Below are 25,450 nucleotides of genomic sequence, written 5' to 3' on the forward strand. Positions count from 1 at the left end.
GGGCTATTTACGACAGCATTTCCTGCATCAGCTCTTGCAACACATCCAGATCGAACGGCTTGCCGAGGATCGGCGCCTTGCGCGTGATCGGGCTGTCGGTCTCGCGGATCTCCTGCGGATAACCGCTGATAAATATCACTTTGAGCTCTGGTCGCAGCTTTACGGCAGGCTCGGCGATCTGCACGCCGGAGATGCCGCCAGGCAGGCGAAAATCAGTGATCATCATGTCCAGGTGCGGCTTGCTCGCCAATATTTCGAAGGCCTGCTCGCCGTTTTCGGCCTGCAGCACCCGGTAACCCTCACCCGACAAGTAAGCGGACAATACCATCAGAATCGAGGGGTCATCCTCGACAATGAGTACTACATCTTGTGCATCTTCACTCATGGGAAGCCTTTGTTCGGTCAATAGCTGCTGATACGACCATGGGGTCGATCAGAGGTTGCGTTTATCCGGCTGTTTTCCTACAACGGCAGACAAACGCGAAATAAGGCGCCCTCGTTGATCTTGCTCTCGACGGCGATGGAGCCGCCATGGGCGGCGACGATCTGCTCGGAAATAAACAGCCCCAGTCCCAGCCCCGCGACCACGGTTTTGGCTGACACCCGTTCGAACTGTTGAAAAATGCGCTTCTGGTTTTCTTCACTGATACCGATCCCGCGGTCCTGCACTTCGACCCGTGCCTGACCCTCGTGACTGTAGACCCTGACATCAATCAGGCTCTTGCCACCATAACGCAAGGCGTTGGTCAGCAGATTTGAAATCACTTGTTCGATACGAAATTCGTCCCAGTTGCCGACCACTGGCTGCTCGGCGGTAAACGCAACGGAACACTCGGCGGCGTCAACTTGCGGCGCGAAGTTTTGCAGCAGGTTGCTGACCAACTGCACGAGGTCAAATCTGGTCGAGCGGATCGACAACTTGCCGGTGCGGATGCGTGACACATCCAACATGTCTTCAATGAGACGGATCAGGCTTTTGATCTGCCGCTCGTCACGGTCGACCATGGCGTGCATCTTGTCGAGGGTGAACGCCGACGCGTTGTCCCGGGCCAGGTGCATCTTGCGCAGCTGGGTTTCGAGGATCAGGCCATTGAGCGGCGTGCGGACTTCGTGGGCGACGATCGACATGAAGTCATCGCGCATGCGCACCGCTTGCTCCAGTTCATTCTGGGTGGTCTGCAACTGCTTGAGCAGCGCTTCCTGCTCGCGGCGAGCCTGCTCCAGCTCTTCAACCTGTTGCTTCATCGCCTTGCTTTGGCGGTAGAGGTCGACGAAGACGTTGACCTTGCTTTTGACGGCGTGAATATCCAGTGGCTTGTGCAGGAAGTCCACGGCCCCGCTTTCGTAACCCTTGAACGCGTAGTTCAGCTCGCGGCCCGCGGCACTGACAAACACAATCGGGATGTTCTTGGTCTTCTCTGTACCGCGCATCAACTCGGCCAGTTCAAAGCCGTTCATGCCCGGCATCTGTACGTCGAGAATGGCCATGGCGAATTCGTGTTGCAGCAGCAACGACAAGGCTTCGTCGGCGGACAAGGCTTTGTAGACCATGCGGTCTTCACGCTTGATCAGCGCCTCAAGTGCCAGCAGGTTCTCCGGCAGATCGTCGACAATCAGCAATTTGGCTTGGATGTTACTTAGCATGCTATTCGTTCCAGCTCGACAAGCAGACGGCCGATGCCGCGTATTGGGAGAATGTGGTCAGGGCAGTGCAAATCCAGCGCCGCCCGAGGCATGGTCGCGACCTGGGCTTCGTCCGGGTCCTGCACGATGGTCAGGCCACCACAACGTTTGACCCGCGCCAATCCGTGTGCGCCATCACGGTTCGCGCCAGTCAGCAGCACGGCCGCCAGGCCTGGGCCATAGACATCGGCCGCCGACTCGAACAGAAAATCAATGGAAGGCCGCGAGTAATGCACGCGATCCTCAAGGCTCAGGGAAAAACTGCGGTCCTGCTCCACTGACAAGTGATAGCCCGGAGTGGCGAAATACAACGTTCCGGCTGCCACATCAATTTTGTCGCCAGCTTCCTCGACAGGCATGGAGACCCGGCGGGCAAAGACTTCGGCCAGTTGGCTGCGGCGCTCGTCGGGCAGGTGCAGGACTACGATGATCGGCAGCATGAAACCTTTACGCAACGGACTGAGAATGTTGAGCAATGCCTCCACCCCACCGGCCGAAGCGCCGATCACGATAGCGTCTATCGAAGGCAAATCCGCTGCATTTTTCATGATTTACGGTAAATCCGTTCTTGTTTGACCAAGGGCGAAAACTGGTTGCCGAAGGCGGAAAAATCCGGGGTTTCCTTACTGCCCAGGACCAGGAATCCTCGATGACAAAGGGATTCATGGAACAAACCGAACGCGCGATCCTGAAGCTTTTTATTGAAATAAATCAAAACATTACGGCACGAAATCAATTGGGTTTCTGAAAAGACGCTGTCCGTCGCCAGGCTGTGATCGGCGAACGTCACGTTCTCACACAACGTCTTGTCGAAAATCGCGTAGCCATACGCCGCCGTGTAGTAGTCGGCGAACGAACGCTGGCCACCGGCCTGCTGGTAGTTGTGAGTGTAGGCGCGGACATTCTCCATGGAGAAAATCCCCTGTTTGGCCTTCTCCAGCGAGCGCGGATTGATATCGGTGGCGTAGATGATCGTGCGATCGAGCAAGCCTTCTTCGCGCAGCAGAATCGCCATCGAATAGACTTCTTCACCCGTGCTGCAACCGGCGATCCAGATCTTGATCGACGGATAGGTCTTGAGCAGTGGCACGACTTCCTTGCGGATCGCGAGGAAATGCGAAGGATCGCGAAACATTTCGCTGACCGGGATCGTCAGCAATTGCAGCAACTGCATGAACGCGGTCGGATCGTGCAGCACCTTTTCTTGCAGGGCCGAAATGGTATTGCACTCGAATTGCGCCAACGCATGATTGACCCGGCGCTTGATCGAAGCGCCGGAATAATCGCGAAAGTCGTAGCTGTACTTGAGGTAGATCGCCTCGATCAACAACCGCAATTCGATCTCGCTGTTTCGCGCCACTGTTTCAATGCGTTCCACTAAATGCGTTCCATCTTCGGTAACCACACGCGAATCAGCGAAAACAGGCGATCCAGGTCAATGGGCTTGGCCAGGTAATCGTTGGAGCCGGCTTGCAGGCAGCGCTCCTGATCGTCCTTCATGGCCTTGGCCGTCACCGCAATGATGGGCAGCTTGCGCCAGCGCGGGTCCTTGCGGATCTCGATGGTGGCTTCGAAACCATCCATCTCCGGCATCATCACGTCCATCAACACCAGATCGATGTCCTCGACTTCATTCAGTTTTTCAATCGCCTCACGACCATTCCGGCCGATGACCACGACTGCACCCTTTTGCTCCAAAGCGCTGGTCAGGGCGAAGATGTTGCGTACATCGTCGTCCACCAGCAGCACTTTGCGGCCTTCGAAGACCTTGTCGCGGCTGCGCGCGGTCTTGAGCATCCGTTGGCGTTCATGGGACAACCTGGATTCGACTTTGTGCAAAAAGAGTGTGACCTCATCCAGCAAACGCTCGGGTGAGCGAGCGCCTTTGATGATGATCGAGCGCGAGTACTTGCGCAGGTCAGCCTCTTCGTCCCGGGTCAGGTTGCGTCCGGTGTAAACGATGACCGGCGGGAACGAGCAGATATCTTCGGTGGACATGCGCTTGAGCAGGTCGTTGCCAAGCATGTCCGGCAGCTTCAGGTCGATGATCATGCAATCGAAGATGGTCGTGCGCAGCAGGTCGAGCGCTTCCTGGGCGAAGCCGACGGCGGTGATTTCAATGTCCTCGTCGCCGATCAGGCGAGCAATGCTGTCGCGTTGCAAATCGTCGTCTTCGACCAGCAGCACCCGTTTGACCTTCTGGGTCAGCTTGGCTTCGAGGCGGGCAAACACGTCCTTGAGTTCTTCGCGAGTGGTCGGCTTGACCGCATAACCGATCGCGCCCATGTGCATGGCCGCCTCAACCCGGTCTTCCACCGAAATCACATGCACCGGAATGTGGCGGGTTTCGGCATGTTCTTTCAGACGCTGCAATACGGTCAGCCCGGAATGGTCCGGCAGGCGCATGTCCAGCAAAATGGCGTCGGGAATGAACTCCTTGGCCAGGTCGTAGCCTTCATCGGCCCCGTGAGCGACCAGGCACTGGTAACCCAGTTCGTGGGCCAGATCGTAGAGAATGTTTGCAAAATTCGGCTCATCTTCCACCACCAGGATGCAACGGGTGGTGAATGGCGCCTTGCTGCGGTCATCATCGAAACGTGGAATGTCGACTTCGGCAATCAGCGGCACCAGCGCGGGCGTTGTCACCCTAGGTTTTGCGGCGACCGGGGTAGCCTGCATCGGCGCGAGGGGCGCATCACCCGGTTCTACGTATTGCTGCGGCAGCACGAGGGTGAACACACTGCCCTGCCCCGGCTCGCTGGTGACGCTGATCGAACCGCCCAGCAACGCCGCCAGATCGCGGGAAATCGACAGGCCTAGCCCCGTGCCGCCATAACGGCGATTGGTGGTGCCGTCGGCCTGGCGGAAGGCTTCGAAAATGCTGTCCTGCTGGTCGGCGGCGATGCCGATCCCGGAATCGCGGACGATAAAGGCGATGCCGTCGTTCGGCTGGGACGCCACCGTGAGGCTGACGATGCCTTTTTCGGTAAATTTCACCGCGTTCGACAGCAGATTCTTAACGACTTGCTCCAGACGCTGGCGGTCGGTGAACAGCATCATCGGCGAACCGGGCTGCACGTCGACCTCGAACTCCAGCTTCTTGTCAGCGGCCATCGGCTCGAACATTCCGCGCAGTCCGTCCACCAGACGCGCAACGCTGGTGTTCTCGGGGCGCATTTCCAGCTTGCCGGCCTCGACCTTGGAAATATCGAGAATGTCATTGATCAGATTGAGCAAGTCATTGCCGGCGGAGTAGATCGACTCGGCGAACTTCACCTGCTCGGCGCTGAGATTTTCCTGAGGGTTTTCCGCCAGCAACTTGGCCAGGATCAGCGAACTGTTCAACGGCGTGCGCAGTTCGTGGGACATGTTGGCGAGGAACTCGGACTTGTACTTGCTCGATCGCTGCAATTCTTCGGCGCGCTCTTCAAGCTGGGCCTGGGCCTGGTTGAGCTCGGTGTTCTTCAAGTCCATCGCATCACGCTGATCGGCCAGGATCTGTGCCTGATCGGCGAGTTGTTCGTTGGTCTGCTCCAACTCGACTTGCTGGGTTTCCAGGTGAGCCTGGGACTCCTTGAGAATCCGCGATTGCTCTTCGAGCTCTTCGTTGGCGGTCTTGAGTTCTTCTTGCTGAACTTGCAGCTCTTCGTTGAGCTGCTGGGTTTCGGCCAGCACTTCCTGCAAACGCTGACGGTAGCGAGCGGCCTCGATTGACGTGCCGATGTTGCCGGCGATCAGCTCGAGCAATTCGACGTCGCGGTCGTCCAAGGGGCGCAGGAAACCCAACTCGATCACGCCATTAACCCGATCATCGTCGCTGGTGGGCACCACGAGCACGCTACGCGGCAGGCCTTCGCCCAGACCGGAGCTGACTTTGAAATAGTCGCTTGGCACGTCATCGAGACGGATCAGGCGAGCCTGTTGCGCCACCTGGCCGGCAATCCCTTCATCGCTGTAGATCTGCTGGTCGCGCTCTTCCTGCTCGCGAGAAAAACCGTAGGACGCTATTCGTCTGAGGCCGCCATGTTCTTCGCGCACATAAATAGCAGCGACCGCAGTGCCCAGATATTGCGCGCAGAACTGCAGGATGTTGCGCCCCAACAGATTCAGGGACAGTTGCCCCAGCACCTGCTCGGCCAGTTCGGTCTGGCCGTTGCGCAGCCACGCTTGCTGTTCCAGGCGCCGGGCGCTGGCCTGTTGTGCGGCGAGGTTGGCGCTATAGCTTTGGGACAGGTTGAGCAAATCGCGACGACCGATATAGGCCAGCAAACTGCTGATGCCGAGGATGAACAGCAGGTAAAGGGAGATGCTCCAGATCGTGGTGCGGCGCACTTCCTCGTTGCGCGTGGTGCGCAACTGCTGCTCCATGTCGATCACGTCTTCGAATTGCTTGCGGATTTCGTCGGTCAGCCGTTTGCCCTGCCCAGCTTTGACAGCACCGCGATAATCACCGTTGGTGCGCTGCAACTCGATCATGGATTGCGCATAGTTGGCCCACTCAACCTGCAAGGCCTGGAGTCGGCGCAGACGATCGGTCTGAACCGGATTGTCGGCCGTGAGCTCGAGCAAAGTATTGAGCGCGACCGCGATTCTCGGCTTGGCCGTTTCGTAAGGGTCGAGAAAATGCTCATCGCCGCTGAGCAGAAAGCCGCGCATCCCCGTTTCCAGATCAACGGTCAGTTTCACCGCCTCATTGGCGTTATTGATCACCCGGTCGGTGTGCTCGACCCACTGGATTACCGACAGCAGGTAAGTGATCAGCGAGACAAAGAACACCGCGCTGAGCACACCAACGCCCAACGGCAGACTGATGTTGCGGCTCAGGAGTTTACGGAATCGTTGCTCATCAACCGAAGACGCAGGGGTCATGGGGAGGCCTTGTCGAACTGTTCAAAACCAGGGAGTTTGCCCCAAAACGGGCACATTGATCCAACTTTCTGCGGCCGATCCGGGCAAATACCCGCATTTAGCTGCGATCGATCTAAGGAGCGGTTATCCTGCCGTCTCTTGTACAGCTATTCTTTTTTGCACAACGCCGGGAACTTGTCGGGATCTGCCACTTACTCATGATAGAGCCCGGCGATTTCGATCGACCTGCGACCCTGAATTTACCTTGAGAGCCCTCTTATGTCCTCCACCCCGTCCACCATCCTGGTAGTAGAAGACGATGACATCGTGCGCATGCTGATCGTCGATGTACTGGAGGAACTGGACTACAAGGTCCTTGAGGCCGATGGCAGCAAAAAGGCGCTGGAGTTTCTAAACGATGAGGACCAGCACATCGATTTGATGATGACCGATGTGGGTTTGCCGGATATGGATGGCAGAGAACTGGCGAAACAGGCGCGGATGCTGCGTCATGAATTGCCGATCCTGTTCGCCAGCGGTTATGCCGAGAGCATCGAGCTCCCTGCGGGCATGCAAGTGATCGGCAAGCCGTTTTCGATTGATAAGTTGCGCGACAAGGTCAAAGGCATGCTTGCTTAATCATTCATTACATTTTCTTAGGCGCACTTTTTCCAAAAAATGGTTTGCCGTATCAACGGCAAACCTTAGCTGCCTATAAATGATCCTGCTGCACTTGAGCAATCAATGCGCCTTCCCTGTTTATTGAAACAATCCATCACACTAACAACCTTGCTACCGGACCTGTGCGGATAAACCTGAGCACGTTTTCCATAGCCTTAGCCTGCCCACCACCGGTTGCACAGGCCGCCCTGGATGGCAGAACATTCCATCGACGTCGTGATCCCTTGCGGCCAGATATGGTTAAATCCCGCGCCTCTCGCGTCACTCAGCCCTCATCCCGAGTCAAGGAAATACCGTTCATGAATCAGCCCCGCGCAACCAAAGTCCTCGTCATTGGTTACGTCTGGCCCGAGCCCCGCTCTTCGGCCGCCAGTGGGCATGTGATGCAGATTCTGGATACGTTTCTGAAACAAGGCTGGGATATTACCTTCAGCAGTCCGGCCGGTACCGGTGAACATCGCGCGGATCTGACGGCGCTAGGCATTCGCGAAGTCCCGATCGAATTGAACAACAGCAGTTTCGACGACTTCGTCAGCCAACTGGCCCCGGATATCGTGCTGTTTGATCAATTCATGATGGAAGAGCAATTCGGCTGGCGTGTCGAGAAACACTGCCCCGCCGCCTTGCGAGTGCTTGAAACTTCGGATCTGCAAAGCCTGCGGCACGCCCGACATCAGCGTCTCAAGGATCGCTTGAAGACCAGCGACGATAACAATGATTTCACTGACCTGTTCGCACCGGCATTGCGCGAAGAGTTTGACTTGATGGCCGATACCGATCTGGCCAAACGGGAAATGGCCGCGCTGTATCGTTGCGATTTGAACCTGATGATCTCTGAAGTGGAAATCGAGTTGCTGGTCGAGCAGTTCAAGATGCCGCGCAATTTGCTGCACTGGTGCCCGTTGATGGTCGAACCGCCGAGCGTGCCGGCGGCTGCCTTTGAAGATCGGGCGCACTTTCTCAGCATCGGTAACTTTCGACATGCGCCGAACTGGGATGCGGTGCTCTGGATGAAAACGGCGATCTGGCCGTTGATCCGCGAACAACTACCCGGCGCCCAACTGCACATCTATGGCGCTTACACGCCGCCCAAGGCCACTGCGCTGCATAACGCGGCCCAAGGGTTCCATGTCATGAACTGGGCGGAAGACGCCTTGCAAGTGATGTCGGCGGCGCGCGTGTGCCTGGCACCGCTACGTTTCGGCGCGGGCATCAAGGGCAAGATCATCGACGCCATGCTGTGTGGCACGCCTACAGTCACAACGCCTATCGGCGCAGAAGCAATGCACGGCCAGCATCCCTGGCCTGGCGCCGTGGCCCGGACGGCACGGGAGTTCGCCGATGATGCGGTGCGGTTGTACAAGGATGAAGCACTCTGGACGGACGCCCAATCCAGAGGGCAGGTGTTGCTGGCCAATCGTTATAGACAAGCCGAACATGGCCCGGCACTTATCGAAAAATTAATAGACTGCCAACAACGTCTCGCCCAACTTAGAACGGATAACTTTACCGGCAGCATGTTGCGTCATCACCACCATAAAAGTACGCAGTATATGGCGCAATGGATTGAAGCAAAAAACCGCACTCACTAACTATCGACACTATCGCTACACACTTTGCATCGTCACGCTTATTGACCCCTTTCACACCCCATCTTATAAATAACTCGCCGGATTAGATTCAGACAAACTTATCCGGCGGCATTTATCTAACTTACCACTTGATGCAAGGATGCATTAAATGACTACCATTGTTCAAAACAACCTGACACTTAACAACTGGATGGCCAGCACGCCGGCCATTGACACGTTGTCACTCTGCGAATTGACCCTGCCGGGCACCCATAACGCTGGCAGCGACTGGAAAGCCTCTTGGCCGCTTATTCCAGGCGCCCACTGGCTGGCTTGTCAGCACCAATCGTTTTACTCGCAACTGTGCAAAGGCTCTCGAGCGTTGGATATCAGACTCGTATTTGACGCCAAGGAACCGGGGCTTGGAAAATTCCGAATGCATCACAACGGCTACCGCAACAATCGTACCTTGGGGAACTTGTTTACCGACCTGAGGCAGTTTCTTGACGAGAACCCCGATGAATTCATTGTCCTGGACTTCCACGAACTAAAAGGGGATGCGTTTGATTACACTTTCTTCAACAACATGATGATCCATCTTATGGGGCACCAGATAATTCCCACTCGAAACCGTTCTCTGAGCCTGCAACAACTCAAGCAAATCAGTTCTGAGCAAAGGCTTCTGGTCGCAGCCCCTGGGCATTGGCAGCTTGATCGAAACGTGTTCCTTGAACAGATTGAACACCAATGGTCTGGCAGCGGCATCACAAGCGCCGCCGATCTGGAGAAGCACATTACGAGCGTCCTGACCTACCCGCCAGGCACATGGGCACCATGGTCGCTCTCGGCAGCGAGTTACAGCGCCCTCGGTGGCCCCGTGGATATTCATGATGAACTCAATGCCTGGTTCGACCCGGAAAAAAGTGATTGGGCGGCAAAGTGCAACATCATCAATGTTGACTTCATTGAAGAGTCGCAAATTGTTTCCTATTGCCGAACCGCAAACGTATATAAAGCCGCCAAACGAGCCAACTAATCGGCGTGCCATTAAACGGCTATCTATGTGTAACTGTTTCCATGACTGGAAATCCTCTTACTCACTTCTATGCTGGGTCATGAAAGCCTTTCTGCGCAGGGCGATCAACACAGGTGTGGCGTGCAGCCAACTCTGATACATGAATTTCGTCGCCCCACGGAGGGGGCGCGTCAACGACAAGGAACTGTCATGACCCAAAACACAGCGGGCACGTTAGACAAACAAAAGTGGATGAGTAACGTCCTGGATATCCATCGATTAAAATTGACCGATATCGTCTGGCCGGGCGCCCATAACGCCGGCATGGATAAACAGGCACCCAATTATGATGTGGTTATCGGCAACTGGACGACGTGTCAAAACGGTTCATTTGCCTGGCAACTGTCCAACGGTGCCCGGGCCTTTGATATCCGCCTGGGTTACACCGAGGGCGCGGACCAGTCAATTTTCTATTTTCACCACAACGGATACCAGTCCCATCGGGTCCTCGATGAACTGATGACAGACGTGTCAGCGTTCCTTGACCGCAATCCCGATGAGTTCATCGTGCTGGATTTCCACCAACTCGCGGATGGGTCCAAACCCTTTGATTATCAGAAACTCAACGATCTTCTGGTGAGTCGACTCGGGCAGCGAGTGATCCCCCCCGGCGACGCCGAAAAAACCATCGGCGAACTGAAGCGGATCAGTTCTCGCCGCCGGGTGGTGTTGGCGGCGCATGGACGGCGGGAACTGGATGAGGATTACTTCTGGCCGCGCATCCCGCACAAGTGGATAAACAAACGGTTTACCGATACCGAGGATCTGCAAAACCATGTTTCCAGCGCACTCGAAGACGCGCCGTACGAAACGTTTCTATGGTCGTTATCAGCCACCAGCTACGCGTTTCTGGGAGGGCCTCAAGACATCAAAATCCAGATCAATGACTGGTTCAATCCCACCCGGGACTGGGTCACGCGCTGCAGCATCATCAATACCGACTTTTTCGACGAATCAGAGATCGTTCGTTATTGCTGGACGGCCAACAGCATGAAAGCGGTTTACGGCCATGCGTTGCATGAGCGGACACCGGGCTGACACACGGAACGTTGCACACTGGCATTAGGGGCCTGGAAAGAGGCATGATCAGGGCGCAATGATAATAAAAAGCGCCCTGACATGACCCGAACCGCAAGAGTCACCGATCCTTCCTACGAACTGATGGACGACCATAACGGGTTGTCGATCATCTATCGCCAGCATGGATTTCCCTGCCCGTTGGTGCGGTGGCATTTCCACAAGGAATACGAGCTGCACCTGATCGTCGCCAGTTCCGGCAAGGTGTTTATCGGCGATTACATTGGCAACTTCTACCCGGAAACCCTGTTCTTGACCGGCCCGAATCTGCCACACAACTGGATCAGCCAGGTGGCCGAAGACGAGGTAGTGCCCAAGCGCGACATGCTGGTCAACTTCACGGATGAATTGTTCGAGAGCGGTCATCAGGTATTCGCAGAACTGAAGACCCTTGCGCCACTGCTGGAGCGCGCGCAGTACGGCATCGAATTTCGTTGCAAGCGCACCATCCGCCAGGCCATGACGTTGATGCAACGCATCGCTGACACTAAAGGCGTCACCCGGCTCGGGCACTTTTTCATACTGCTGGAGCTGCTCGCGGCTTCTGACGATTTTCAGTTGCTGTCGGGTGCCACCACGCCGCAACTGGCGGATGAACACAATATCGATCGCACCAACCGGGCGGTGGATTACATTTTTGCGCATTACGCCCGGGACCTGCCGCTCGAGGAAGTCGCCGAGCATTTAGGCATGAAGCCAACGTATTTCAGCCGGGTGTTCAAGCAAGCCACCGGGCGCTGCTTCATCGAGTTCGTCAATCGCCTGCGCATCAGCAAATCCTGCGAGTTGCTGGCCGATGGCGACAAACCGGTGACCGATGTGTGTTTCGAATCGGGTTTCAACAATATTTCCAACTTCAATCGGCGGTTCCAACAGCTCAAGGGCATGACGCCCTCGCATTACCGGCGGCTGGCGGTACAGCGGCTGACCGAACAGAATCTGGCGTGAACGTCTTGGTCATAGGGCGTTCTGGGCCATACGCCATACCTGTAGGCGCGAGGCTTGCCCGCGAAAGGGCCGGAAAACCTGTACAAAATCGATGACTGTTCACCTCTGTGAAGCCTGTCCTTGTATCTCCCCCCATTAATCCCAGTGCAAAAAAGTATCGATTCAAGTGCGACGGATGATTTGTCACATCCTCAATTGAAGGCTGTAATCAGTGCACATTCTTCCTGCCCTCGGAAGACACAAAAACAATAACTGTCCTTCTGTCCCCCATCGGGTGCAGAAAAGGAGTGCACGATGCAACCTTCTGTAAAAGCTCTGCTTGCCCTCACCTGCATGACCCTCAGCAGCGTCAGTCTTGGCGCTCAGACGCTGACCATCGCCACCGTCAACAACAGCGACATGATCCGCATGCAAAAGCTCTCGAAAACCTTCGAGGCCGAGCATCCGGACATCAAGCTCAATTGGGTGGTGTTGGAAGAAAACGTCCTGCGCCAACGCCTGACCACTGACATCGCCACCCAGGGCGGGCAGTTCGACGTGCTGACCATTGGCATGTACGAAGCCGCACTCTGGGGCGCCAAGGGCTGGCTGGAGCCGATGAAGGATCTGCCGGCCACCTACGCCCTCGACGATGTGTTCCCTTCGGTGCGTGAAGGCCTTTCGGTCAAGGGCTCGCTCTACGCCCTGCCGTTTTACGCGGAAAGCTCCATCACCTATTACCGCACCGACCTGTTCAAGGACGCCGGGCTGACCATGCCCGAGCGCCCGACCTGGACCCAGATCGGCGAATTCGCCAGCAAGCTCACCAATAAAGACAAAGAACAGTACGGCATCTGCCTGCGTGGCAAGGCCGGTTGGGGCGAGAACATGGCGCTGATCACCACCGTCGCCAATGCCTATGGGGCACGCTGGTTTGATGAGCAGTGGAAGCCGGAATTCACTGGCCCCGAGTGGAAAAACGCCTTGAATTTCTACGTCGACACCATGAAGAAATCCGGCCCGCCGGGTGCCTCCAGTAACGGCTTCAACGAAAACCTTGCGTTGTTCAACAGCGGCAAGTGCGCGATCTGGGTGGACGCCAGCGTTGCCGGTTCCTTCGTCACCGACAAAACCCAAAGCAAGGTCAGCGAGCACGTTGGCTTTACTTATGCGCCGCATGAGACCACCGACAAAGGTTCAGCCTGGTTGTATTCCTGGGCGCTGGCGATCCCGACCAGTTCCAAGGCCAAGGACGCGGCGAAAACCTTCAGTGCCTGGGCTACCTCCAAGGAATACGGCGCATTGGTTGCCGAAAAAGACGGCATCGCCAACGTGCCGCCCGGCACTCGGGCCTCGACCTACAGCGAGGCTTACATGAGCGCCGCACCGTTTGCCAAGGTCACGCTGGAATCGCTGAAAGCGGCGGACCCGAGCAAACCGACCCTCAAACCGGTGCCTTACATCGGCATCCAGTTGGTGACTATTCCTGAATTCCAGGCGGTGGGCACCCAGGTCGGCAAGTTGTTCTCGGCGGCGCTGATTGGCCAGACCACGGTCGACCAGGCACTGACGGCGGCCCAGCAAACCACCGAACGTGAGATGAAACGCGCCGGTTATCCCAAATAACCCCTAGCCATCCAATTTGTGGCGAGGGCGCTTGCTCCCGCTGGGCTGCCTAGCGGCCCCAAATCCGGGAAACGCGATTCATCAGACAGACCGCATTTTCCGGATTTACGACTGCTTCGCAGCCGAGCGGGAGCAAGCTCCCTCGCCACAGGGTCTCGCCGCATTTCGAGCAAGTGATCGCCATGAATATTTCAACTGCCAAAGCTCACATGGACATCCCCCAACCGGTGCGTAAAAGCCGATTGGCCAATCCCGGCTGGTTTCTGGTCAGCCCCTCGGTGGCGTTGTTGCTGCTGTGGATGATCGTGCCGCTGGGCATGACCGTTTACTTTTCAATGATCCGCTACAACCTTCTCTATCCCGGCGAAAACGAATTCGTCGGGCTGGAGAACTTCACCTACTTCCTGACTGACTCCGGGTTCATGCCCGGCGCCACCAACACCCTGTTGCTGGTCGGCAGCGTGCTGCTGATCAGCGTGGTACTGGGTGTGCTGATCAGTGCCTTGCTGGAGGCCAGCGAATTCCTCGGTCGCGGCATCGTGCGGGTGATGCTGATCTCGCCGTTTTTCATCATGCCCACCGTCGGTGCGCTGATCTGGAAGAACCTGATTTTCCATCCGGTGTCGGGGATTCTCGCCTACGTCTGGAAGCTGTTCGGCGCACAGCCGGTGGACTGGCTGGCGCACTACCCGCTGCTGTCCATCATCATTATCGTGTCCTGGCAATGGCTGCCCTTCGCGATCCTGATCCTGATGACCGCCATGCAGTCCCTAGACCAGGAACAGAAAGAAGCCGCACGCCTCGACGGGGCTGGGCCGATCGCGATCTTCTGGCACCTGACCCTGCCGCACCTGGCACGGCCGATTGCGGTGGTGGTGATGATCGAAACCATCTTCCTGCTCTCGGTGTTCGCCGAAATCTTTACCACCACCAACGGCGGTCCCGGCTATGCCTCGACCAACCTTGCGTACCTGATCTACAACCAGGCACTGGTGCAGTTCGACGTCGGCATGGCGTCCGCCGGCGGCTTGATCGCGGTGGTGATCGCCAACATCGCGGCCATCGTTCTGGTACGGATGATCGGCAAAAACCTGACAGACAAAGCCTGAGGCCTGCGCCATGACTCTTCAACAATCCCGCCGCCTGCAAAGCCTGCTGCTCGGCACTCTGGCCTGGGCCATCGCGATCCTGATCTTCTTCCCGATTTTCTGGATGGTGTTGACCAGTTTCAAAACCGAAATCGACGCCTTCGCCACGCCGCCGCAGTTCATCTTCACGCCGACGCTGGAGAACTACCTGCACATCAACGAGCGCAGCGATTACTTCAGCTTCGCCTGGAACTCGGTGGTGATTTCGTTCAGCGCTACGGCTCTGTGCCTGCTGATCGCGGTGCCGGCGGCCTACTCCATGGCGTTCTACGAAACCCAGCGCACCAAAGGCACGCTGCTGTGGATGCTCTCCACCAAGATGCTGCCGCCGGTGGGCGTGCTGATGCCGATCTACCTGTTGGCCAAGAGCTTCGGCTTGCTCGATACGCGCATCGCGCTGATTGTGATCTACACGCTGATCAACCTGCCGATCGTGGTCTGGATGATTTACACCTACTTCAAGGACATCCCCAAAGACATCCTCGAAGCCGCGCGCCTCGACGGTGCCACGCTTTGGCAGGAAATGGTCCGGGTGCTGCTGCCGATCGCCAAGGGAGGCCTGGCCTCCACCGTGCTGCTGTCGCTGATCCTGTGCTGGAACGAAGCGTTCTGGTCGCTAAACCTGACCTCGTCGAAAGCCGCGCCACTGACCGCGCTGATCGCGTCGTACTCCAGCCCCGAAGGCCTGTTCTGGGCCAAGTTGTCGGCGGTGTCGACCCTGGCCTGCGCGCCGATCCTGATTTTCGGCTGGATCAGCCAGAAACAATTGGTCCGCGGCCTGTCGTTTGGCGCTGTGAAATGACCTGCCGACATGCAAATCCCTGTGGGAGCGAGGCTGCTCGCGATGAGGGAGTGTCATGCAGCATTAATGCATCTGACACACCGCAATCGCGAGCAGGCTCGCTCCCACAGAAAAGCCCGCCCGGCTCAACTGAATAACAACACGTGGAGGCCCATCATCATGGCCAACCTGAAAATCAAGAATCTGCAAAAAGGCTTCGAAGGCTTTTCCATCATCAAAGGCATCGACCTGGAAGTGAACGACAAGGAGTTCGTGGTCTTCGTCGGCCCGTCGGGCTGCGGCAAATCCACCCTGCTGCGCCTGATCGCCGGCTTGGAAGAAGTCAGCGGCGGCACCATTGAGCTCGATGGTCGCGACATCACCGAAGTCAGTCCGGCCAAACGCGACCTGGCGATGGTGTTCCAGACCTACGCCCTGTACCCGCACATGACCGTGAAAAAGAACATGTCGTTCGCCCTTGATCTGGCCGGCGTACCGAAGGCTGAAGTCGAGAAGAAAGTCGGTGAAGCGGCGCGCATCCTCGAGCTGGGGCCAATGCTTGAGCGCAAGCCCAAGCAACTCTCCGGCGGCCAGCGTCAACGTGTCGCAATCGGCCGCGCCATCGTGCGCAACCCGAAAATCTTCCTGTTCGACGAACCGCTGTCCAACCTCGACGCCGCGCTTCGCGTGCAGATGCGCCTGGAACTGTTGCGCCTGCACAAAGACCTGCAAGCGACGATGATCTACGTGACCCACGATCAGGTCGAAGCGATGACCATGGCCGACAAAGTGGTCGTCCTCAACGGCGGCAAAATCGAGCAAGTCGGCTCGCCACTGGACTTGTACCACCAGCCAGCCAACCTGTTTGTCGCCGGGTTCCTCGGCACGCCGAAAATGGGTTTCCTCAAAGGCAAAGTCACCCGAGTCGAGAGTCAAAGCTGTGAAGTCCTGCTGGACGCCGGCACCCGCATCACCCTGCCGCTGAGCGGTGCCCAACTGAACGTCGGCGGCGCGGTGACCCTGGGCATTCGTCCGGAGCACCTCAACCTCGCACAAACCGGCGACTGCACCTTGCAGGTCACCGCCGACGTCAGCGAACGCCTGGGCAGCGACACCTTCTGCCACGTCGTGACCGCTTCCGGCGAAGCGTTGACCATGCGCGTTCGTGGCGACCTCGCCAGCCGTTACGGCGAAGCCTTGAGCCTGCACCTGGACGCCGAACACTGCCATTTATTCGATGCCGACGGCGTGGCGCTCACCCGCCCGTTGCGTGCAGCGGCCTGATTTAGAGAGCCTGTGATGAAACTCAACCAACAGAACCTCAACCGCCTTGCGCCCGAAGTGGCCCTGCCCGCCTACGCCCTGAGCGATACGCGCCAAGGCATCGCCCACATCGGCGTCGGAGGTTTTCACCGTGCCCATCAGGCGTATTACACCGACGCCTTGATGAATACCGGAGAAGGCCTGGACTGGGCGATTTGCGGGGTCGGCCTGCGCGCCGAAGACCGTCGCGCCCGGGACGATCTGAAAGAGCAGGATTACCTCTTCACCCTGTTCGAACTGGGCGACACCGCCGACACTGAAGTCCGGGTCATCGGCGCGATTCGCGACATGCTGTTGGCTGAAGACGGCGCGCAGGTGTTGATCGACAAGCTCGCCAGCCCAGAGATCCGCATCGTCTCGCTGACCATCACCGAAGGCGGTTATTGCATCGACGACAGCAACGGCGAGTTCATGGCGCACCTGCCGCAAATCCAGCACGACCTGGCCAACCCGAACGCACCGAAAACCGTGTTCGGCTTCCTCTGTGCCGCGCTGGCCAAACGTCGCGCCGCCGGCACGCCGGCCTTCACCTTGATGTCCTGCGATAACCTGCCGCACAACGGCGCCGTCACCCGCAAAGCCTTGTTGGCCTTCGCCGCGTTGCGCGATGCCGATCTGCGTGATTGGATCGCCAACAGCGTGAGCTTCCCCAACGCGATGGTCGACCGCATCACGCCAATGACCAGCACCGAACACAAGCTGCAACTGCACGACAAACATGGCGTCGACGATGCCTGGCCGGTGGTCTGCGAACCCTTTGTGCAGTGGGTGCTGGAAGACAAGTTCGTCAACGGGCGTCCGGCCTGGGAAAAGGTCGGCGTGCAATTCACCGACGACGTCACACCGTATGAAGAGATGAAGATCAAACTGCTCAACGGCAGCCATCTGGCCCTGACATATCTTGGATTTCTGAAGGGTTATCGCTTCGTGCACGAGACCATGAATGATCCGCTGTTTGTGCGCTACATGCGTGCCTACATGGACCTGGACGTCACCCCGCAACTGTCGCCCGTGCCGGGCATTGACCTGACGGATTACAAGAACACGCTGGTGGCGCGTTTCTCCAATCAGGCCATCGCCGATCAGCTGGAGCGTGTGTGTTCGGACGGCTCGTCGAAGTTTCCCAAGTTCACCGTTCCGACGATCAATCGCCTGATTGCCGATGGCCAGGAGACCAAGCGTGCCGCGCTGGTGGTGGCAGCCTGGGCGTTGTATTTGAAGGGGGTGGATGAGAATGGAGACACTTACTCGATTCCCGATCCGCGGGCGGCGTTCTGCCAGGAATTGGTGGCCGATGATGCGTTGATGACCCAGCGGTTGCTGCAGGTTGAGGAGATCTTTGGTACGGCGATTCCCCGTTCTCCGGCGTTTGTGGCGGCGTTTGTATGGTGTTGTAACAGCTTGCGGGAGGTGGGTGTGACGCGGACGCTGGAGCGGGTGCTGGCGTAAATGCGGCGGTGACAATGCTGCCGTCTTCGCGAGCAGGCTCGCTCCCACATCGGATCGTTGTCGAACATGACTAAACATCCCCTGTGGCAGCGGGCTTACCCGCGATGACGGACTGACCGACAACCTAAATGTCGAACCTGACGATCCAAGGACCTTCGATGGCAAACCAACAATTATTCCTCGGCATTGACTGCGGCACCCAAGGCACCAAAGCCGTGATCCTGGACGCCCACACTGGCCAGGTCCTGGGCCAGGGCGCCGCTGTGCACAGCTTGATCAGCGGCGCCAACGGTCGCCGCGAGCAAGACACCGGCCAGTGGCTCGAAGCGTTCACCCTGGCCACTCGCCGTGCGTTACTCGCGGCGAAAGTCGACGGTCAGGACATCCTTGGCCTCGGCGTCTCCGGACAGCAACACGGCCTGGTATTGCTCGATGACCAAGGTCAGGTGCTGCGTCCGGCGAAGCTTTGGTGCGACACCGAATCCACCCCGGAAAATGACCGTCTCCTGGCTCAACTCGGTGGCGAAAAGGGTTCACTTGAGCGCCTGGGTGTGGTCATCGCGCCCGGCTACACCGTTTCCAAACTGCTGTGGACCAAAGAACAGCACCCGGACATTTTCGCCCGGATCGCCCACATCCTCCTGCCCCACGACTACCTGAACCATTGGCTCACCGGCCGCAGTTGCAGCGAGTACGGCGACGCGTCAGGCACCGGGTATTTCAACGTGCGGACCCGCCAATGGGATTTGCAGTTGCTGCGCGACATCGACCCGACCGGACGCCTGCAAGCCGCGTTGCCGGAGTTGATCGACGCGCATCAAGCAGTCGGCACGATCCTGCCGAGCATCGCCGAACAGCTTGGCATCAACCCGCAGGCGCTGGTCTCCAGCGGGGGCGGCGACAACATGATGGGCGCGATCGGCACCGGCAATATCAAGCCCGGCGCGATCACCATGAGCCTCGGCTCTTCGGGGACGGTGTACGCCTATGCTGACCAGCCGAAAGTCAGCCCGGATGCGTCGGTCGCCACGTTCTGCTCGTCCAGCGGTGGCTGGCTGCCGCTGATCTGCACCATGAACCTGACCAACGCCACGGGGGTCATTCGCGAGCTGTTCGCCCTTGATATCGAACACTTCAACGATTTGGTCGAGCAGGCGCCCATCGGTGCCGAAGGCGTGTGCATGCTGCCGTTCCTCAATGGCGAGCGCGTCCCCGCCCTGCCCCATGCCACCGGCAGCCTGCTGGGCTTGACCATGACCAACCTGACCCAGGCCAACCTGTGCCGCGCAGTCGTCGAAGGCACGACCTTCGGTTTGCGTTATGGACTGGACCTGCTGCGCCAGAATGGCTTACAAAGCCGCAGCATTTGCCTGATCGGCGGCGGCTCGAAAAGCCCGGTGTGGCGCCAGATCGTCGCCGACATCATGAACACCCCAGTGATCTGTACCGAGCAGAGCGAAGCGGCAGCCCTGGGCGCAGCGATTCAGGCGGCGTGGTGCAAGTCCAGGGCAAACGGCCACGAGGACAGTCTGGCGGACCTTTGCGAGCGTTGTGTAAAGCTCGATCTGGCCAGTGAAACCTTGCCGATTGCCGACAATGTGGCGGCCTGTCAGCAGGCCTATGAACGTTATCAACAACATGTCGCAACCCTTTAAAGAGCGAACAACTATGTATCTGGTGTGTGGCGAAGCGCTGTTCGATTTCTTCAGTGAAGACGACGCCAGCGGCCTGGCTTCAAAAGTGAATTTCAAGGCAATTGCCGGCGGTTCGCCGTTCAATGTGGCGGTTGGCTTGCGGCGATTGGGCGTGGAAGCGGCGCTTTTTGCAGGACTCTCCACCGATTACCTTGGCCGACGCTTGCAGCAAGTGCTGCAGGACGAAGGTGTGCGCCCGGATTACCTGGTGGACTTCGCCGCACCGACCACACTGGCAATGGTCGCGGTCGGGGCCAATGGCTCGCCGCACTACAGCTTTCGTGGTGAAGGTTGCGCGGACCGCCAGCTCAAACCTGAACATTTGCCTGAGCTGGGGCCGCAAGTGCGTGGTTTGCACATTGGCTCGTTCTCCCTGGTGGTGCAGCCGATTGCCGACACGCTGCTGGCGTTGGTGCAGCGGGAAAGCGGAAAACGTCTGATCAGCCTTGATCCGAATGTCCGACTCAATCCTGAACCGAATATCGACCTGTGGCGTTCGAGGATTGCGACGCTGGTTGAGTTGGCGGATCTGATCAAAGTCAGCGATGAGGATTTGAGTCTGTTGTACCCCGAGCAGGATCCGCAGCGGGTGATTGAAGGTTGGTTGCAGCATCGCTGTCAGTTGGTGTTCCTGACCCGAGGTGGTGAAGGTGCCACGGTGTTCAGCCGCACTCAGGGTTCGTGGTCAGTACCGGCGAGCTCAGTGAAAATCGCTGATACCGTGGGCGCGGGCGATACGTTCCAGGCGGCGTTGATTACCTGGTTGACCGAGCAGCAGCTGGATTCGGTTGCGGGTGTGCAATCCCTTGAGCGCGGGCAAATCGACGGAATGTTGAAGTTTGCGGTACAGGCAGCGGCGCTGACGTGCAGCAAGACCGGGCCGGATTTGCCGTATCGGCAGCAACTCAACTGACAGATCGTTCCTACGTTCCGCGTGGGAATACAGCCCGGGGCGCTCCGCGTCCAAAGCGGACGCGGAGCGTCCAGTGAGGCATTCCCACGCAGAGCGTAGGAACGATCAACAGGATCATCGGCAATGGCGGCAGCAGGCTTTTATCAGCCGAAGAGGACTTTAGTCTGGAAATGACTGTTGATTCTTGGCCACCTGGAAGTTGTGGCGCAGTGATACCCAGGAAAAGATAACTAAAAATCCCCTGCATTCATTGGCCGAAACCTTGTATCTAAGGGTTTTCCCGATAGCCCAACGCATCCACTCCTACGCCATTTGCGCCTTGAACGTGGCGGTTTAATCCTGCACCATCCGCACCAGCTTATTCAAAGGACGGAATTAAAGGCATGCTGGACGCGAACGCAACCCATATTTCCCTGACGCTGGAAGGCGTTTCCGTTGACCTGCAAGTGCTCAGCTTCGTCGGTCGCGAAACCCTCAATCAACCGTTCTGTTTCGACATCGAACTGGTCAGCGCCCGTCCCGACCTGAAACTTGAAGAGTTGCTGCACAAACCTGGCTGCCTGACCTTCGGCGCCACCGGCAAGGGCATCATTCACGGTCTGGTCTATCGCATCGAGCAAGGCGATTCCGGCAAAAGCCTGACGCGCTACAGCATCAGCCTGGTCCCGCAACTCGCTTACCTGCGCCACAACCATGACCAGCAGATTTTCCAGCATTTAAGTGTGCCGAAGATCATCGCCCAGGTACTGGAGGCGCGCGGCATCCTGTCTGACGCCTACAGTTTCCAGCTCGGCGCGATCTACCCCGAGCGCGATTACTGCGTGCAGTACGACGAGTCCGACCTGCACTTCATCCAGCGCCTGTGCGAAGAGGAAGGCATTCACTTCCACTTCCAGCACAGCGCCAGCGGCCACAAACTCGTCTTCGGCGATGACCAGACGGTGTTCCGCAAACTCGCACCCGTGGCCTACCAGCAAGACTCCGGCATGGCGGCCACGAAACCGGTGATCAAGCGCTTCAACCTGCGCCTGGAAACCCGCACCTCCCGCGTCAGCCGCCGCGACTACGACTTCGAAAAACCACGCATCCTGCCCGAAGGCGCCGCCAAGAGCACTTTCGCCCCGGACCTCGAAGACTACGACTACCCCGGCCGCTTCCTGACCCGCGAGCGCGGCAAACAACTGGCCACCCGCGCGCTGGAGCGCCATCGCAGCGATTACAAACTGGCCGAAGGCAAAGGCGACGAGCCAACCCTCGTCAGCGGCCACTTCATGGCCCTGAGCGAACACCCGCGTGCCGAGTGGAACGACCTCTGGCTGTTGCTCGAAGTCGTGCACGAAGGCAAGCAGCCGCAAGTGCTCGGCAAAAACGTCACCAGCGACGTCACCCATAACAAAGACGATTTCCATCATGGCTACCGCAACACCTTCCTCGCCACCCCGTGGGACGCGCACTTCCGCCCTGCCCTCGAACACCCGAAACCGAAAGTCCTCGGCAGCCAGACCGCCATTGTCACCGGCCCGTCCGGCGAAGAAATCCACTGCGACGAATACGGCCGCGTCAAAGTGCAATTCCACTGGGACCGCGACGGCCAGGCCAACGACACCACCAGCTGCTGGCTACGCGTCGCCACCGGCTGGGCCGGCAGTGCCTACGGCGGCATCGCCATCCCGCGCGTCGGCATGGAAGTCCTCGTCACCTTCCTCGAAGGCGACCCCGACCAACCGCTGATCACCGGCTGCCTGTTCCACAAGGAAAACGTCGTCCCCTACGACCTACCTGCGAACAAGACCCGCAGCACCTTCAAAACCCTGAGCTCGCCGGGCGGCAAGGGCTACAACGAGTTCCGTATCGAAGACAAGAAAGGTGCGGAACAGATCTACCTGCATGCCCAGCGCGACTGGGATGAAAACATCGAGCACGACCAGAAAATCCGCATCGGCAATGAACGCCATGACACGGTCGAGGCCAATGTTTTCAGCGAGTTCAAGGTTGAAGAACACCGGATTACCCATTTGGACCGCAAGACTGAAGCGCGGGCGGATGATCACCTGACCGTGGCGGTGACCCAGCATGTGAAGATCGGCACAGCGCAGTTTGTCGAGGCGGGTCAGGAGATTCATTACCACGCTGGCGAGAAGGTGGTGGTTGAAGGCGGAATGGAACTGACGGCCAAGGCTGGCGGGAGCTTCGTCAAGGTTGATGCGGGGGGCGTGACGATCAGTGGGGCTGAGGTGAAGGTGAATACCGGGGGCTCGCCTGGGGTGGGGACAGGCATTGGCATTCTTGCACCGCTTGTTCCTGTCATTGCAGATCAAGCACGGGCAGGAAGCTTGCTGCACGCGAAGAAAATAAGTGAGCGATACGACGAACAACTCAAGTTTGTCACGCGTCGTGGACAACCGATTAAATCAGTCAAAGCGGCACTGATCGTGCCATCGGAAACCGCTCCCCAAATATCGAGGAGCGATGCCGCCGGCCTCCACCCGCGGGTCCAGACAGATGCAGAAGAACCGGTGAAAGCCCACCTTGTATGGGATGAACTGGTCGTGCCTTCCGGTGCCGACGACTATGAAGCGAGCAGAAAGAAATGAGTGCGCCAATCACAACCTTTAAAACAAATGCCAAAGAATGCTCCGTCCACGAGGTTGTCCTAGGCTGCGACAAGTTGTGGGCCATGGGCCAGGAAGAAGCCATACGCCGCCTCAGCAAAAAGCGCTCGTCTGCCTCTAGCAAATATGAATTGATCTCTGACTTTGGCGCTCGTGCCGCAAGAATTGCCGCTGCTTACGCCAGTTTCTATCTCGAACAAGGTGAAGATGGAAAACCGGAACTCAAGGGTCGCTTCTATTGGATGGGACTCGCGGCGTTTGCCAGCAAGCAGGTCAAATGCGGGTTGGATTTTATTCCGAGTGAACCCTACCTGACACTTACGCCCCTCGCTTTTCAACCTCCTCTGCGTATTGGTAAAAACGAACTGGGCAAAGGCAATTTCTGGCTATTTCAAGATATTTTTGTTTGGCATTGGTTTTACAGCAAATATAAAGATCAATTCAATGAATGCGCGCCGGAGCGTAATGCGCGCAGTTGCGAAGGGCAGATCAAAACCAATATCGATAGTTTGCCCTGGGCGAATGACGCGCTCAGCACACTTGGTAATTTGCATGTTACCGACGAGATTAAATCAGGATTTAAATCTATTCAAAACACAGAAAGTCTATCTAAAGGCACCGCTAGGCGCGAGATGCAACTGTCGTCACTAATGGACATTGCAAACCATGAGCAACGAAAGATTCTTCAGCCTCTTATTTATGATGGCAAGGCATTTCAAACTACGCTTAAAATGCAAGCAGGATTTGAGTGGGCTCCATTTGTTCCGGTCAGAGTAGCCGCTTTTAGCACCGCCTGCGACGTTGAACAGCCTGAATTACGAGTTCAAATGAAGAAAGGTGATCTTTATGATGAAACTGACAGAATGGTTTTTATCACTGAAATTGCCAATCAGTACCACTTCCTAATGGGTAAAAAAGCCGAATACATGGAAGGCGAGATAAAAATAATTTCCACCTGGTCAAATCAACAATGAAAAAAATCCTAATCGCCATTTTAATATTGATCAGTGGATGCGATGACGTTAGCAACTCGACAGAGACCCCTATGACCAATCAATCAGAAATCATTGAAATCGAACTTTTATCTTCCATAAAAAATATCACAAAAAACACACCGACTCCATTCACAGAAAGCTGCATGCCCCAGGTAAATATCTGTTGGTATAAAATACAAAAATCGGCAAATGACACCGACCTACCGACGATCAACGTAAAAAATAACGGCAGTATTTTAAGTCTGGAGCAGGCTGTAAATATTACAGTTGCATTAGACAAAGACACGACAGAAAACATCGAAAACCTAAACGTAATATTACGTGGGCTACCAAAAGGAAGCACACACGAACAATATCGGGACTTGATATTCAGTCTAATAGACAAAATAAAAAAATCTGGCTGGTCACACTTTTATTTTCCAGAAGATCCTAGGATCTCTGGCTCGCAGGCGGGAAAAATCAGTAGTCCTGACGAGGTGTTCGGGCGATACGTCAGCAGCCATCCTTGGCTGGATCCGGATTATCAGTTGGATCTGAAGAGATGGCTTCAGATTGGCTCTTTTTACAGATGGTATTTTTACAAAGACGGCATCTATCTCAACCTTAAAGCGTGGAAGCAAAACGATTCAGAAGCCCCAACCGAAAAGGCGACTTACCTTATTACGCTGGATTTTCAATCAGAGAGTGAGTTCTGGCTCGACGGCATTACAGACAAAAAAGAGAGGCAGCACTGGAAGGAACTATTGCCAGGAAGGTTGAATGCCTACCACAAGACAAGACTTGAACTGGAAGAAAAAGCCCGCGCCGCAGGGATCGAAATCGATGAGTCTTATCAAGACCCTCTGATTCACGCTCTTAACAATTGAGCCAGTTGGTGACTAGCGAACGGGATTTTACTCGTTTGCTTGCCTTCGTAGTTCAATACGGATAATGCGACCGAATCAGATGAAAAAATTGTGTTCGGCTTTTGGCTTGTAACTGTTTGCATTCAGGCATGTGCTGTTGAACCTCGATCAAGCAACGTGATCGATTGTGAATTGGCAGGCC

20 protein-coding genes are annotated in these 25,450 nt (G+C 56.9%); 15 read left to right on the forward strand and 5 right to left on the reverse strand.

Going from position 1 to position 25,450, the window contains the following annotated elements; translation table 11 throughout:
• Positions 1–7 precede the first annotated feature (7 nt).
• The 5 genes from AC1ROI_RS01215 to AC1ROI_RS01235 all read right to left on the reverse strand — a co-directional run bounded on the left by AC1ROI_RS01215 (position 8) and on the right by AC1ROI_RS01235 (position 6,552).
• Positions 8–385, reverse strand: a complete 378-nt coding sequence (locus tag AC1ROI_RS01215) for a response regulator (protein WP_059405185.1) — start codon at positions 383–385, stop codon at positions 8–10.
• A 77-nt stretch (positions 386–462) separates the two neighbouring features.
• Positions 463–1,644, reverse strand: a complete 1,182-nt coding sequence (locus tag AC1ROI_RS01220; protein WP_010460446.1) for a hybrid sensor histidine kinase/response regulator — start codon at positions 1,642–1,644, stop codon at positions 463–465.
• On the reverse strand, positions 1,638–2,231 hold the full coding sequence (locus AC1ROI_RS01225) for a chemotaxis protein CheB (protein ID WP_102593496.1): 594 nt from the start codon (positions 2,229–2,231) through the stop codon (positions 1,638–1,640). Before AC1ROI_RS01225 ends, AC1ROI_RS01220 begins: the two co-directional genes overlap by 7 nt.
• Positions 2,228–3,061 (reverse strand): CheR family methyltransferase, encoded by an 834-nt coding sequence (locus AC1ROI_RS01230; RefSeq protein ID WP_010460449.1) that lies wholly within the window; start codon positions 3,059–3,061, stop codon positions 2,228–2,230. Before AC1ROI_RS01230 ends, AC1ROI_RS01225 begins: the two co-directional genes overlap by 4 nt.
• Positions 3,061–6,552 carry a response regulator gene (locus tag AC1ROI_RS01235; protein ID WP_102593497.1) on the reverse strand — a complete coding sequence of 1,164 codons (3,492 nt, stop codon included), beginning with the start codon at positions 6,550–6,552 and terminating at the stop codon, positions 3,061–3,063. The genes AC1ROI_RS01230 and AC1ROI_RS01235 overlap by 1 nt, the downstream gene beginning before the upstream one ends.
• Before the next feature lie 258 nt (positions 6,553–6,810).
• Here AC1ROI_RS01235 and AC1ROI_RS01240 point away from each other — a divergent pair, with 258 nt between their 5' ends.
• The 15 genes from AC1ROI_RS01240 to AC1ROI_RS01310 all read left to right on the forward strand — a co-directional run bounded on the left by AC1ROI_RS01240 (position 6,811) and on the right by AC1ROI_RS01310 (position 25,269).
• Complete coding sequence (locus AC1ROI_RS01240) at positions 6,811–7,170, forward strand: response regulator (protein ID WP_010460453.1); 360 nt, start codon at positions 6,811–6,813, stop codon at positions 7,168–7,170.
• A 341-nt stretch (positions 7,171–7,511) separates the two neighbouring features.
• Positions 7,512–8,804: a glycosyltransferase gene (locus AC1ROI_RS01245; protein WP_077747840.1), complete on the forward strand. Its 1,293-nt coding sequence runs from the start codon at positions 7,512–7,514 to the stop codon at positions 8,802–8,804.
• Between the two features lie 148 nt (positions 8,805–8,952).
• Positions 8,953–9,819 carry a phosphatidylinositol-specific phospholipase C domain-containing protein gene (locus AC1ROI_RS01250; RefSeq protein WP_077747838.1) on the forward strand — a complete coding sequence of 289 codons (867 nt, stop codon included), beginning with the start codon at positions 8,953–8,955 and terminating at the stop codon, positions 9,817–9,819.
• A gap of 189 nt (positions 9,820–10,008) precedes the next feature.
• The gene (locus tag AC1ROI_RS01255; protein WP_083376707.1) at positions 10,009–10,896 is read left to right on the forward strand and encodes a phosphatidylinositol-specific phospholipase C domain-containing protein; all 888 of its coding nucleotides are present in this window, start codon (positions 10,009–10,011) and stop codon (positions 10,894–10,896) included.
• Between the two features lie 81 nt (positions 10,897–10,977).
• Positions 10,978–11,883, forward strand: coding sequence for an AraC family transcriptional regulator (locus AC1ROI_RS01260; RefSeq protein ID WP_077747836.1), 906 nt, complete (start codon positions 10,978–10,980; stop codon positions 11,881–11,883).
• 294 nt (positions 11,884–12,177) lie between these two features.
• Positions 12,178–13,488: an ABC transporter substrate-binding protein gene (locus tag AC1ROI_RS01265; RefSeq protein ID WP_102593498.1), complete on the forward strand. Its 1,311-nt coding sequence runs from the start codon at positions 12,178–12,180 to the stop codon at positions 13,486–13,488.
• A gap of 182 nt (positions 13,489–13,670) precedes the next feature.
• Entirely contained in the window at positions 13,671–14,597 is a 927-nt protein-coding gene (locus AC1ROI_RS01270) for a carbohydrate ABC transporter permease (RefSeq protein ID WP_077747832.1), read from the forward strand.
• A gap of 10 nt (positions 14,598–14,607) precedes the next feature.
• Positions 14,608–15,438 carry a carbohydrate ABC transporter permease gene (locus AC1ROI_RS01275; protein ID WP_007936731.1) on the forward strand — a complete coding sequence of 277 codons (831 nt, stop codon included), beginning with the start codon at positions 14,608–14,610 and terminating at the stop codon, positions 15,436–15,438.
• Between the two features lie 159 nt (positions 15,439–15,597).
• Positions 15,598–16,701 carry an ABC transporter ATP-binding protein gene (locus tag AC1ROI_RS01280; protein WP_077747830.1) on the forward strand — a complete coding sequence of 368 codons (1,104 nt, stop codon included), beginning with the start codon at positions 15,598–15,600 and terminating at the stop codon, positions 16,699–16,701.
• Between the two features lie 15 nt (positions 16,702–16,716).
• Positions 16,717–18,189: a mannitol dehydrogenase family protein gene (locus AC1ROI_RS01285; protein ID WP_102593499.1), complete on the forward strand. Its 1,473-nt coding sequence runs from the start codon at positions 16,717–16,719 to the stop codon at positions 18,187–18,189.
• 158 nt (positions 18,190–18,347) lie between these two features.
• A complete protein-coding gene (gene xylB, locus AC1ROI_RS01290; RefSeq protein ID WP_083376705.1) occupies positions 18,348–19,844 on the forward strand; it encodes a xylulokinase in 1,497 nt (498 codons plus the stop codon).
• Positions 19,845–19,857: 13 nt separating this feature from the next.
• A complete protein-coding gene (locus AC1ROI_RS01295; RefSeq protein ID WP_077747827.1) occupies positions 19,858–20,796 on the forward strand; it encodes a carbohydrate kinase family protein in 939 nt (312 codons plus the stop codon).
• A gap of 383 nt (positions 20,797–21,179) precedes the next feature.
• Entirely contained in the window at positions 21,180–23,390 is a 2,211-nt protein-coding gene (locus AC1ROI_RS01300) for a type VI secretion system Vgr family protein (RefSeq protein WP_102593500.1), read from the forward strand.
• Positions 23,387–24,382 (forward strand): DUF2515 family protein, encoded by a 996-nt coding sequence (locus tag AC1ROI_RS01305; protein WP_102593501.1) that lies wholly within the window; start codon positions 23,387–23,389, stop codon positions 24,380–24,382. The genes AC1ROI_RS01300 and AC1ROI_RS01305 overlap by 4 nt, the downstream gene beginning before the upstream one ends.
• A 71-nt stretch (positions 24,383–24,453) precedes the next feature.
• On the forward strand, positions 24,454–25,269 hold the full coding sequence (locus tag AC1ROI_RS01310; RefSeq protein ID WP_146013279.1) for a hypothetical protein: 816 nt from the start codon (positions 24,454–24,456) through the stop codon (positions 25,267–25,269).
• Positions 25,270–25,450: the final 181 nt, after the last annotated feature.

This window comes from Pseudomonas sp. GW823-FHT02C02, from assembly GCF_058797635.1.